This window comes from Actinomyces urogenitalis, assembly GCF_002861525.1.
In the GTDB taxonomy this organism is placed as follows: Bacteria; Actinomycetota; Actinomycetes; order Actinomycetales; family Actinomycetaceae; genus Actinomyces; species Actinomyces urogenitalis.
This window is the reverse complement of sequence record NZ_PKHA01000013.1, coordinates 14,845-26,947: the sequence shown is the minus strand read 5'-3', so window position 1 is coordinate 26,947 and position 12,103 is coordinate 14,845. Positions and strand designations below refer to the sequence as shown.

Below are 12,103 nucleotides of genomic sequence, written 5' to 3'. Positions count from 1 at the left end.
GGGGGGGGAATGTCAACTGCGTCGTTTCAGGCCCTGAACAGTCGATTGCGCTGCTGTGCGCATGGGAATCGACTGTTCAGGGCCTGAAACGACGCAAGTGAGGGAAGGGCCTACGCCGGCTCAGCCGGCCAGCGCCGCAGCCACGACCTTCTTGGCCTCCTCCTGGACCTGAGCCAGGTGCTCGGCCCCCTTGAAGGACTCGGCGTAGATCTTGTAGACGTCCTCAGTGCCGGAGGGACGCGCCGCGAACCAGGCGTTCTCGGTGGTCACCTTGAGACCGCCGATCGGAGCGTCATTGCCAGGCGCCCGTACCAGCCGGTCCACGATGGGCTCGCCGGCCAGCTCGGTGGCCGTAACGTCCTCGGGGGACAGGGCAGCGAGCTTAGCCTTCTCAGCCTTGGTGGCTGCGGCGTCGATACGTGCGTAGGCCGAGGCGCCGAAGCGCTCCACCTGCTCCTCGTGCAGCTGCGAGGGGGTCTTGCCTGTGACGGCCATGATCTCGCTGGCCAGCAGCGCCAGGATGATGCCGTCCTTGTCCGTGGACCACACCGTGCCGTTCTTGCGCAGGAAGGAGGCTCCCGCGCTCTCCTCGCCACCGAAGCCCACCGAGCCGTCGATGAGGCCGGGAACGAAGTGCTTGAAGCCCACCGGCACCTCGACCAGCGTGCGTCCCATCGCGGCCACGACGCGGTCAATGAGGCTGGAGGAGACCAGGGTCTTGCCCACGGCCGCCGTGGCAGGCCACTGGGGACGGTGAGTGAAGAGGTACTCGATCGCCACGGCCAGGTAGTGGTTGGGGTTCATCAGGCCGTCGGGGGTGACGATGCCGTGGCGGTCGGAGTCCGCGTCATTGCCGGTGGCGACGTCGTAAGGCGTCTTGCCGTCAGCGTCCGGCGTCATGACGGCGCGCAGGGAGGCCATGGCGTTGGGGGAGGAGCAGTCCATACGGATCTTGCCGTCCCAGTCCAGGGTCATGAAGCTCCAGGCAGGGTCCACGGTGGGGTTGACCACCGTGAGGTCCAGGCCGTAGCGCTCGGCGATCGCGCCCCAGTAGTCCACCGAGGCCCCGCCCAGCGGGTCGGCGCCGATACGCACGCCCGCCTCGCGGATCGCCTCAACGTCAATGACGTTCTCCAGGTCCGCGACGTAGGACTCCAGGTAGTCGTGCTTGATGACGTAGTTGGAGTCCAGTGCCTCGGCGATGGGCACGCGCTTGACGCGGTCCCATCCGTCAGCGAGCAGCTCATTGGCTCGGGCGGCGATCCAGCTGGTCGCGTCAGAGTCGGCCGGCCCGCCGTGCGGGGGGTTGTACTTGAAGCCGCCGTCGCGCGGGGGATTGTGGGACGGGGTGACGACGATGCCGTCGGCCAGGCCCGGGCCGCTGGTGCGCACGCCGGACTCGGTGCCGGCGCCGTTAGCCAGCAGGATCGAGTGCGAGACGGCTGGAGTGGGCGTGTAGGCGCCGCGGGCGTCGACGGCGGTGGTCACGCCCGCGCCGGTGAGCACCTCGATCGCGGTGCGCCAGGCCGGCTCAGACAGGGCGTGGGTGTCTCGGCCGATGTAGAGCACGCCGTCGGTGCCCTGGGTGCGGCGGTACTCCACGATGGCGGCCGTGGTGGCGATGATGTGGGCCTCGTTGAAAGCGGTGTCCAGGGAGGAGCCGCGGTGACCGGAGGTGCCGAAGACCACGCGCTGCTCAGGCACAGCAGGGTCCGGGACGAGGTCGTAGTAGGCGTTGACGACCTCATCGACGTCGATCAGGTCTTCGGGACGTGCAGGTTGTCCAGCTCGTGGGTGCATGCCTCGAGTGTGGCACGCCCGATCAGCGCTGTCCGCTCATTGTCCCGAAAGATGGACGACGGCGGCTCAGCCTAGGGAGGAAAACCGCCGGCTGGCCGGGTACTTCGGCCTGACAGCCACCCGCGGCGCTCAGCGGCTCCTTAGGGAGCGGCGGACACAAGGTCAGCGGCGAAGGCGAGGAAGGCTGCCAGACGGTTGGGCCGCTCGGCCAGCCACACCTCGGCCTGCGTGAGCCGGCCGTCGCCGGCTCGAGCTGAGCTACGGCGTCGAGCACCTCACGCTCCTGGGCGCCGGACAGGAACAGGGAGAGGTCCGCCGGTCTGCCGGGGTGGTGCTGGCGGCGGCGCGTCTGGCGAGGGTCTCAGGTGACGGGATGACGGGGCGTCGCACGGCGGTCCTCCTGGGTCACGCGCCTATCGTGGTGCTGTCACAGTAGTGGGGCGGTGCGCTGGTGTCCGCCCGTCGGAAGGACTGCCCATGACCGCAACCGCCATCTCCACGCCCAAGGCTCCGGCTGCCGTCGGCCCGTATTCCCAGGCTGTCTCGACTGGTGAGGGCGCCGGCTCCACCGTCTACGTCTCCGGCCAGATCCCGCTCGACCCCGCTACCGGGACGCTGGTGGACGGGGACATCCAGGCTCAGGCCGAGCGCGTGCTCACCAGCGTCGGTGAGATCCTCGCGGCCGCGGGACTGGGCTACGAGCACGTCGTCAAGACCACCGTGCTGCTGGCTGACATCAATGACTTCGTCCCGGTCAACGAGGTCTACTCCCGCTTCTTCACCGGGCCGGTGCTGCCGGCGCGCGCGGCCTTCCAGGTGGCGGCCCTGCCCAAGGGCGCCGGGGTGGAGATCGAGGCCGTCGCCGTGCGTCCCTGACCGTCTGCTGGCCGGGACCGCCGCGTCGGCCGGGACAGGCCGGGCCAGACCGTTACCCTGACGCTATGTCGAAGAAGAAGCGCCAGGCGCGCAAGGCCGCCGACGCAACGCCCAAGAAGCAGAAGATCGCTTACGTCGCCCGTCCCTTCGAGGGGCTGCCCGGCGAAGAGGACCTCGTCGCCATGATGCAGATCCTCCCGGCGGCGACCGCCACCGTGAAGCTCAACGAGGCCCACGGCGGACGCACGGTCCAGCTGGTCACCCTCCTGCCCGAGCTCGCTCAGGCGCTCAAGCGTGCCGACGGCGAGGTCCTGGTGGCGCTGCAGACGACCCTTCACTCGGGTGACGCCAGCCGTGACGTGGCCGCTGCCCTCCTGGAGGCCCTGGACCTGGAGGAGGGGCACGGGTTGGCCGTCAACGGGTTGCCTGAGCCGGGTGAGCGCCTGCAGGACATCGTGGACCTGAACTTCGCCCCGCAGGTCAGCGTGCGCGAGACCTTCGACTTCTGGCTCGACGCCGAGGCCGCCAAGGACCCGCAGGCCCAGCGCCAGCTGGAGGAGGCCAAGGGCGAGATCGCCCAGGCCAAGGCGGTGCCGGGCGTGGAGCACGCCTACTGGTTCCGCATGGGTGGCAAGGAGTTCGTGCGCTGGGTGCGTGGGGAGGACGAGGACGAGTTCTTCAACGCCTTCGCCCGCGTGCACGCCGCGCGCGAGTCCGACCTGGAGGAAGGGGCCCGCTTCATCGGCGCCTTCCGTGCCTGTGGCCTGGCCATCCCCGTGTGGGAGCTGGTTCCGGGGACCGAGGCTGAGGAGCTCACCGCCCCGATGCAGGAGATGGCCGCGCGGCTGGAGGCGGCGCTGGCTGCCCAGGGGCCGCTGGACGCGGCGGCTCGCCGGGCCAAGGCCGGCATCATCTCGCGCCAGGTCAACCTCTGAGCCGAGGCGCCGGACCTCGTGAGCGACGCCGTCGCGTGTGCTGATCGTGCGCACGCGACGGCGTCGTTGCCTGCGGGTACGGTGGAGCCATGAAGGCACAGCGCATCACGGACTCGGTCTCCTACCACGGCGAGGGACCGGTGTGGTGGCCGGCGACGGGCCGGCTGCGCTTTGTCGACATGCTGGCCGGCAGCGTCATCGAGCTGGACGAGGCCGCCGAGGGCGGTTACCGCCGTCTGGACGTGCCCTCGAAGGTCGCCAGCGTCATCCGCCCGCGTGTGGACGGGGGCGCGGTTGTGGCCACGGAGCGGGGGATCGCCGTCGGGCGCGCCGAGGACCTAAGCGACCTGACGCAGGCCGTTGAGCTGTACTCCGACCCGACGATCCGCACGAATGAGGGCGGATGCGACCCTGACGGGCGCTTCTGGATCGGGACCATGTCCTACGAGCGCGTGGAGGGGGCTGCCGCGGTCTATCGCTGGGACGGCGCCGGCGAGCCGGTGCCTGCCTGGGGCGGAGCCACGATCGCCAACGGCCTGGGCTTCAGCCCGGACGGTTCGCGCGGTTACTGGATCGACACCCCCACCGGGCGGGTGACCGTCTTTGACTACGACGCCGAGGCCGGGCTGGTCGAGCCTCGCACCTTCGTGGAGATCCCGGCTGAGCAGGGGCACCCGGACGGGCTGACCGTGGACGCTGAGGGTGGGGTGTGGGTCGCCATGCACCGGGGCAGCGCTGTGTGGCGCTTTGACGAGGACGGTCGACTCAGTGAGGTGATCGAGGTGCCGGTGTCGAAGGTGACGGCCTGTACCTTCGGTGGTCCCGACCTGGGCACGCTGTACATCACGACCTCGCGCGAGAACCTGCCTGACGACGTCGAGCCGGCCTCCGGCAGCGTCTACGCCGTGGAGCCTGGAGTACAGGGTCTGGAGCCGCTGGCCTTCAAGGGGTGAGCTCACGGCTTGTGATGAGTCTGACGACGTGACTTGGCCCGTGGGCCGGGTTGTCTCTCCCGGACCCACGGGCCCAAGCCTCGTGAGGGCTCCGCACCCGGCATCCCAACTCCGGGGGAGCGTCCTCCTTCGCCGGAGCGACTGCCTTGGGCTCCCTAAGACCTGTGGCTGTCTCGGAGGCGGATCGGTCGTCAGGCTCCCCAACCCTCGCGACCCGTTCCGTCCGGCGGTGACTCGTATATAACCCGGTCATCCTGAAGGAACACGGGGTGGTTGCCTGGAAAGTCTCTAGGAACCGCGAAGCGGCCGGGGCTGACGGCGGTACACGCCTTTTGTGAGGGGTGTTGTCGGCTTCCTTTCCCCGTCGCTTTAGGTCTTTAACAGTCGGCTCCCACGCTTGCCACAACCGAATCGACTGTTCGCGGCCTAAAGCGACAGTCTGGATCCACCCTCGCCCCATCGCCTTAGGCCCTCAACAGTCGGATCCCATGCCCGCCGCAACCGAACCGACTGTTACCGGCCTAAAGCGACGGGGCGTGCGGGGTGAGTGAAGGCTGTACGGGGGCATGCGGGACGCGGGGGCCTACGGGATCCGGGGCATGACGAAGCCCCCGGTTCCCGGGTTGTCTCTCCCGGGCCCGAGGGCCTTCGTCAACGAGTGGCTCGACCTGTCGGCGGGCTTCCCAAACCCCGCCCGGGAACCACTCCCTCGCCGGAGCGACGGCTTCGGGCTCCCTAAGACCCGTGGCTGTCTCGGAGGCGGGTCGGTCATCAGGCTCCCCAACCCTCGCGACCCGTTCCGTCCGGCGGCAGTGACTATGTAACCCGCCCACCCTGAAGGAACACCCCTCCAAAGCCTGGGAAATGCCTCCATGTTCCTGCTGACGTGTCCGTCGGTGGGTGGCTCCTGGTGGCATCCGGGGTTTGTGTCGGTGCTCTTTGGCAAGATCTCCTCATGGACGAGACCACATCTGCCGGCCCCACCGCAGCGACCGGCGCCGCACACGAGATCCACAACCCCTACGTCTTTAATGAGACCGAGACTCGGCGAAGGCTGGACACCGGCGAGCTCTACACGGACTTCGGCCCCGGCCGGGAGGCCCTGGAGGAGGAACGTAATCGGGGCAAGGAGCTGGTCGAGCGTTACAACGCCACCTCGATCCGCGACCCTGAAGGGCGCGCGGCTCTTGCCCGTGAGCTCTTCGCCTCCTTCGGGGACGGAGCCTGGCTGGAGACGCCGATCTATTGCGCGTACGGCTCCCACACCACCATCGGGGAGGGGTGCTGGTTCAATACCGGCACCACGCTGATCGACGACGCCGCTATCCATATTGGCAAACGTGTCCTCTTCGGTCCCCATGTCACGGTAGCCACGGCCGGTCACCCGATTGACCCTGAGCTTCGCAGCACGGGCGCGCAGTTCTCTGCCGTCGTCACCATCGAGGACGATGTATGGGTGGGCGCGAACACCACCATCCTGCCCGGTGTGCACATCGGCTACGGGTCGGTCATCGCGGCTGGCGCGGTGGTCAGCTCGAACGTGCCGCCAATGACGGTGGTTGGCGGTCTACCAGCCCGCGTCATCCGCACCATCACCCCGGGGGAGGAGACTGCCTACAAGCCGCCGCGCAGCCTGTGAGACATGGTGTCTCGGGTGGCGGTAGGGATACCTCTCAGGGACGGGAAGGTGGAACCCGGCGTCATTGACGGGCTCCTTTCCACAACCCTCTCTGATCGCTGAGGCGATGTCAGGTGAATGAGCGTTCACAGAGGACTGTCATCTTTTTCTGTCGTTTCTTGCATTGGTCAGACGGGACAGAAGTCCTCTGACGCTCGATAGGCAGACGCGCCCTCGCCCCTCGCGGTGACCTCGAGTGACCTGGGCGGCACCGCTATTGACCATCCCGCAGAAGTCCTCGCTTACGAGGCTGTGGATGTTCCGGCTACGGTCACGTCCAGCGATCACACACCGACGTATGACGCGCGGTGGGTGTGACGCTCTCGCGCGGGCAAGCGCTGGTCGGTGTGTCACTGAAAGGTTCCCCGCGTGTCCCACGCCTCCTCCCGCCCAGCCAGCGACGTGCCTGGAGCGCAGGATGTCTTCGTCCTGCCTGACCCCCGCGACGCTGAGACAGTCAGCCCGGCCCTGGCCGGCTCCATCTTTGCCACGGCTGTCCTGGCCTTCCTCGGCCTGTTCCTAGAGACCGTCGTCTCCGTCCTCTTCCCGGCCCTCATGGAGGCCTTCGGGGTGGGGACCTCGCAGGTGCAGTGGCTCACCAGTGGCTACCTCCTGGTGGTCGCGATCATCATGCCGCTGTCGAGCTACCTCCAGCGCCGTTTCACGGCCAGGTCCCTGTTCTTCGCGGCCGTCGCCGCCGTGGCGGCCGGCTCCGTCATCGCCCTGGCCGCCCCCACTTTCCCGGTGCTGCTGGCAGGGCGTCTTCTTCAGGGCGTGGGCACCGGCATCATCACGCCGCTCATGTTCACGATCATCCTCACCCAGGCACCTCGCACCAAGTTTGGGGCGCTCATGGGAGTCGGAGGCCTGACTCTGGGCGTGGCCCCGGCCGTCGGTCCGATCGTGGGCGGCGTCATCGGAGAGGTGGCGAGCTGGCGAGTGGTTTTCGCCATCACCCTGCCTCTCATCCTGGCCTCCTTCGTGGTCGGAGCCCGCTCGATCCAGCAGGCTCGCCCCACGGAGAAGATCGCCCTGTCCTGGGGGCAGGTTGTCCTGCTTGCCCTTGCCTTCGTGGGTCTCATCCTCGGTCTTGAGCGGGGCGGTGCGCTGCTGGCTGCCGGGGCCGACGTCGAGCTGGGCGTCAACGCCTCGGTCACCCGCTTGCTGGAGACGGAGACGAGTCAGGACGCCGCGCGCGAGCGCACCCGGGTCCAGGTCCAGGTGCGCGAGGCTGAGGCCGTCGCAGTGGAGGCCGGGGCGCCGGGCAGCGTCCTGGACTAGCCGGCTCTCACGCCGGGGCTCAGGCCGAGCAGACGTCGTCCCTCTCACCGTGCTGTGATCGCGCCGTGAGGGGGACGATGTCGTTACTCTTGTGCCGTGACTATGTCGATGCCTCAGCAGCCGCATCCAGACCAGCGTGCCGAGCAGAGGGTCGCCGTCGTCATCCCCGCGAAGGACGAGGCCGAGCGCATCGCGGCGACCGTGCGAGCCTGCCGGGCGATTCCGCGCGTTGACCTCGTGGTGGTCGTGGATGACGGTTCCACGGACGGAACCCAGGACCACGCCCGAGCCGCCGGTGCGGTCACGGTGCGTCACTCAGTCACGCGTGGCAAGGCCTCGGCGATGGAGACCGGCGCCTCGATCGTGGGGATGCGTGACTACGTCGATGGCCCCTCACGCCTTCTGCTCTTCATCGACGCCGACCTGGGTGACTCTGCCGCCTGCTGCGCAGACCTTGTTGCCCCCGTGATCGATGGCATCGCCGACATGTCGATCGCTGTCCCGCCCAAGCAGGCTGGTGCCGGCGGCCGCGGTCGCGTGGTCCGCGCCGCCCGTACGGCGATCGCTGCCGCAACCGGTTGGGCCCCGGTGGCTCCGCTGTCCGGTCAACGGTGCCTGAGCCGCGAGGCCTATGAGGCAGCCGCCCCGCTGGCTGAGGGCTGGGGTGTCGAGGTGGGTCTGAGCATCGACGTCCTGGTGGCCGGGCTGACCGTCATCGAGGTCCCCTGCGACATCACCCACCGCGTCACCGGCAATGACCGCGCCGGCATGCTGCACCGTGCCGCCCAGTACAAGGATGTCCTGCGAGCGATCGCGGCGCGCAAGGTGCGCCGCCGCCGGATCCCCGTCAAGGCCCTGGACGAGGAGCTCATCGGCTCCCAGTCCCCCTTCCACGCCTACCGGGCCTGGCCCGGGCCCAAGGCCCAGGGCAGTGACCTGCAGGCCGGGGAGCCCGACGGCGTCGCCCCGGCGCGTCCCGAGGCCTAACGCACCCGGGCCTGGAGCTGAGTGGCCACGAGCGCCACGAGAAGCGGCGCCGCGCAGGCCAGGGACAGGCACGCCATGGACAAGCCGGAGTCGTTGACAACCACCTCGACGACTACCAGTGTGCCCAGGCCCTTGAGCGCGGGAGTCAGCCACTGTGGAAGCCCGCCGGCAGCCGTGGTTCCGGCCCCCTCGTGCTGGCCGGCGCCGTCCTCGGTGGGCCTCTGGTCGGCTTCCTGCTCCTCAGGTCGCACCAGGCTCGCGTAGGCGCTGGTGCCGAGCCTCCACGCCGTGACCTCGCGCCTCAGCCACCACCCCGCGCCGACCAGGGCGATCACCCCGACCACCAGCGCCAGGAGAGCGAGCCGACTGGTGAAGAAGGGCACCACCAGAGCCGTGAGCTTGCGCAGGATGGTGGTCGAGGCGGTGCCGTCCTGGAGCTGGCCGATGAACTGGCCCATATGCGTGTGCGAGCCCAGGGAGCGGTCGATCAGCCCGAACAGCCCGGCGGCGGTCAGAGCCCCGGTGGCGATCGTCATCCACCGCTTCCAGCCGATGCGGCCTCCCACGAGTCCGGCCGTCAGTGCGGCCAGCGCCGCCGCCATCGCGATGGCACCGCCTACGTCAGCGCCGGCCTGAGGCAGTCCGTCAAGCGCCAGGGCGATCAGGCCGGGCACGCCGACCCCGAGGTAGGCCGCGGTACGTCGCAGCCGGTGGGTGGGCTGAGCCTCGACGAAGGGGCTGACCCCCGCTGCCACAGCGATGACCAGGGCGGCCGCGGCCAAGGCGAAGGCCGTGTTCGACATCCCGTAAAAGCGCCCGGCGACGACGGCATCCATCCCCAGCATCCCGTTGAAGCCCAGGCGCGCGCCCGCCGCGGAGTCGGAGAGGATGAGCGCGGCCACGCAGGCCGTCAGGACGTAGGCGGTGAAGAACAGCGGGGTGGGCACGCGGCTAGAGGGAGGCAGGCGTAGGCCGTGGACCCCCAGGGGACCGGGGCCGTGCCCCGGCTCTCGCGGCGTGCGCGGGGCGCGTGGGGGACGCGGACGAGCCGCCAGGAGCCTGTCCCGTACGGAGATGACGACGCTGCCTAGCCCGTGCAGGACGCCGACGCCGACCATCGCCGTGAGGACCATCGTCAGTATGGCCGTCGGCACCACGACCCAGCTGGGCTGGTCGCCGTCGGCGCCGACTCGCCACCAGGGGACCGCCATGCCCATCCAGGCTCCCATCGGCAGGGCGCCGACCACGGTGGCTGCCACCCCGACCCCGTGCAGGTGCTTGCGGCCAGCGGGCCCTCGCAGCGTGCAGGCGGCGACGAGGACGAGGGCGGCCGCGGCGCCGATGATCGTTAGCCCAGCGGGTAGCGTCGTCATCTGCGAGGCCTTGGCGCGCAGGGCGTCGTCGGTGAGCTGGCTGACGGTCTGTGGCACGTCGGCGCCCTCCGAGCGCGTCAGCGCCCCAAGATCCGTGGCGCCGGCCGGCAGGCTCAGCGCCTGGCCACTCATGGAGGTGGGGACGGCCACGCCCAGGGCTGACAGGAACGTGGGGGCGAGGTCGGTGAGCTGGACGAGCCCGGCCTGGTGGGTGGAGGGGCTGGTCAGGACGCCGTCCTCGCGGTCCAGGCCGGTCGAGCCGGAGGACAGCACGAGTGCCTGAGGCCCAGATCCGGGCCCCGTCAGGGAGACGACGACGACGCGAGCCTGAGCCCCTGAGGCGGCCAGGGACTCCAGGTCCTCCGCCAGGGTCTGCCTGGCAGCCTCGGCGCCGTGGCGGGTGGCGTCCACGATGGTGAGCTCGGCCAGCTCACCGAGCTCGGTGAGGGAGCCGGCCGAGTGCGGGGACTGGCCGGAGGAGGTCGTCAGGGCGAGCTCGGCGCCGGGCCCGACGGCGGCCGTGGTGAGTCCGGCTGAGGACAGGGCGTCTGCCAGGGCCCCGGGCTCAGCGGCGTATCCGGCCTCGCCGGAGGCGTGTGCCGCCTGGTCCCAGCCGGAGGGCCATGAGCACGGTGAGCCGGGCTCGGTGGCGCGCGTGCGAGCACCCGCCCCGAGCGACAGCCAGGCGTCCGCCTCGCAGGTGCCTGCCGTGCGGGGCACGAGATTCGCCGGGGAACCTGAGGCGGCCAGGCTCAGCAGGTCCTGGGAGGCCTTGTCCTCGCCCTGGGAGACGGAGGCCCAGCTCAGGGCGGTGGTGGCCAGGACCACCACGGGGGTGCGTCGGCGTTCCTGGCCGAAGGCGGACCCCGCCATCGCCACCACCATGCCGATGACGGTCAGGAGCACGATCGCGTAGACCACGCTGCGGGCAAAGCGTTGTCGTGGTGACTGATGCGGACTCACGCCAGACAGCATAGGGGCGCCCCACCTCCAGGCCCGGAGCACGGCCGGGTCCGTCTCCGCGTGCGCTCACCAGGAACGTCGCTTGAGGCCGCTAACAGTCGGTTCGGTTGTGGCAATAGTGGAGATCGACTGTTAAGCACCTCAAGCGAGGGATGTGCGGAACCAGCCAGGTGGGTCAAGGACGCTTGTGGACGACGGCGCCGCCCCAGTGCTGGGGGAAGGAACCTGCTGCTGGGCTGCTCACCCTGCAAACCTGTCACGGCCTGGGGCCTCATGCTCGATACCCTTCACGCTATGACGACCTCGACGACCGCTGCGACCTGGTCCTTCCTGGGCCCCACCGGCACCTTCTGCGAGATGGCCCTGAGGCAGGTGGCTCCGCAGCAGATCACTCTGGACCCGTGCCAGGACGTGCCCACCGCGCTGGACCACGTGCGCGACCGCACGGTGGACGCGGCTGTGGTGCCCATTGAGAACAGCGTCGAGGGCGGGGTTAACGCGACGTTGGACAACCTCGTGGCGGGGTCCCCCTTGGTCATCGCGGCTGAGGTCGCTGTGCCTATCACCTTTGTCCTGGCAGGTCTGGAGGGGACGCGACTGGAGGAGGTGCGCGGCATCTCCACCCATCCCCACGCCTGGGCGCAGTGCCGCGGCTGGGTGCACACCCACCTGCCGCAGGCCGTGTACGTGGCCGGGACCTCGACCTCGGCCCCGGCCAAGGCTCTGGCGGCAGCCGGGCCGCAGGGGCTGGGGAACCTGGACTACCAGGCTGTGCTGTGCAACCCGCTCGCTGCCGAGCAGTACGGGCTGACGGTGCTGGCCGGAGGGGTGGCGGACAACCCGGGCGCGGTCACCCGCTTCGTCAAGGTCACCCGTCCCGGGCGGGTGAGCGAGCCGACCGGTGCGGACAAGACGACGCTCCAGGTCCAGCTGCCCCACAACCGCTCCGGCGCGCTGCTGGACATGCTGGAGCAGTTCTCAGCGCGTGGGATCAACCTCTCGCGCATCGAGTCTCGTCCGGTGGGTGACTCGCTCGGACGCTACCGCTTCTCCATCGACGTGGAGGGGCACATTCGTGAAGAGCGCGTCCAGGCCGCCCTCATCGGCCTGCACCGCACCTGCCCGCAGGTGCGCTTCCTGGGCTCCTACCCCCGCCTGGACGCCCGTCCCATCGTGGTTCCGGCGGGCACGAGTGACAAGGACTTCGTGGTGGCGCGCGCCTGGGTGGCGGACGTGCTGGAGGGACGCACCGTCTGA

General features: G+C 69.6%; 9 protein-coding genes. 7 read left to right on the top strand and 2 right to left on the bottom strand.

Annotation, left to right across the window (positions count from 1 at the left end; translation table 11 throughout):
• Nucleotides 1-120: 120 nt before the first annotated feature.
• Nucleotides 121-1,800, bottom strand: a complete 1,680-nt coding sequence (gene pgm / locus CYJ26_RS09850) for a phosphoglucomutase (alpha-D-glucose-1,6-bisphosphate-dependent) (protein WP_101638352.1) — start codon at nt 1,798-1,800, stop codon at nt 121-123.
• Between the two features lie 477 nt (nt 1,801-2,277).
• On the opposite strand from pgm, the gene CYJ26_RS09845 reads away from it, so the two are divergent.
• From CYJ26_RS09845 to CYJ26_RS09820, 6 genes are all read left to right on the top strand, one after another.
• Entirely contained in the window at nt 2,278-2,676 is a 399-nt protein-coding gene (locus tag CYJ26_RS09845; RefSeq protein ID WP_006547752.1) for a RidA family protein, read from the top strand.
• 65 nt (nt 2,677-2,741) lie between these two features.
• Nucleotides 2,742-3,611 carry a DUF5926 family protein gene (locus CYJ26_RS09840; RefSeq protein ID WP_006547751.1) on the top strand — a complete coding sequence of 290 codons (870 nt, stop codon included), beginning with the start codon at nt 2,742-2,744 and terminating at the stop codon, nt 3,609-3,611.
• An 89-nt stretch (nt 3,612-3,700) separates the two neighbouring features.
• Nucleotides 3,701-4,564 (top strand): SMP-30/gluconolactonase/LRE family protein, encoded by an 864-nt coding sequence (locus tag CYJ26_RS09835; RefSeq protein ID WP_006547750.1) that lies wholly within the window; start codon nt 3,701-3,703, stop codon nt 4,562-4,564.
• A gap of 955 nt (nt 4,565-5,519) precedes the next feature.
• Entirely contained in the window at nt 5,520-6,203 is a 684-nt protein-coding gene (locus CYJ26_RS09830; protein ID WP_081944907.1) for a sugar O-acetyltransferase, read from the top strand.
• Between the two features lie 408 nt (nt 6,204-6,611).
• A complete protein-coding gene (locus CYJ26_RS09825) occupies nt 6,612-7,523 on the top strand; it encodes an MFS transporter (RefSeq protein WP_101638351.1) in 912 nt (303 codons plus the stop codon).
• Nucleotides 7,524-7,625: 102 nt separating this feature from the next.
• Entirely contained in the window at nt 7,626-8,510 is an 885-nt protein-coding gene (locus CYJ26_RS09820; RefSeq protein WP_048685554.1) for a glycosyltransferase family 2 protein, read from the top strand.
• On the opposite strand, the gene CYJ26_RS09815 is transcribed toward CYJ26_RS09820, so the two are convergent.
• Entirely contained in the window at nt 8,507-10,846 is a 2,340-nt protein-coding gene (locus CYJ26_RS09815) for a hypothetical protein (RefSeq protein ID WP_145990786.1), read from the bottom strand. The two genes, CYJ26_RS09820 and CYJ26_RS09815, sit on opposite strands and share 4 nt — an antisense overlap.
• A 294-nt stretch (nt 10,847-11,140) precedes the next feature.
• Between CYJ26_RS09815 and pheA the strand changes: the two genes are divergently transcribed.
• Nucleotides 11,141-12,103: a prephenate dehydratase gene (pheA, locus tag CYJ26_RS09810; RefSeq protein ID WP_034235274.1), complete on the top strand. Its 963-nt coding sequence runs from the start codon at nt 11,141-11,143 to the stop codon at nt 12,101-12,103.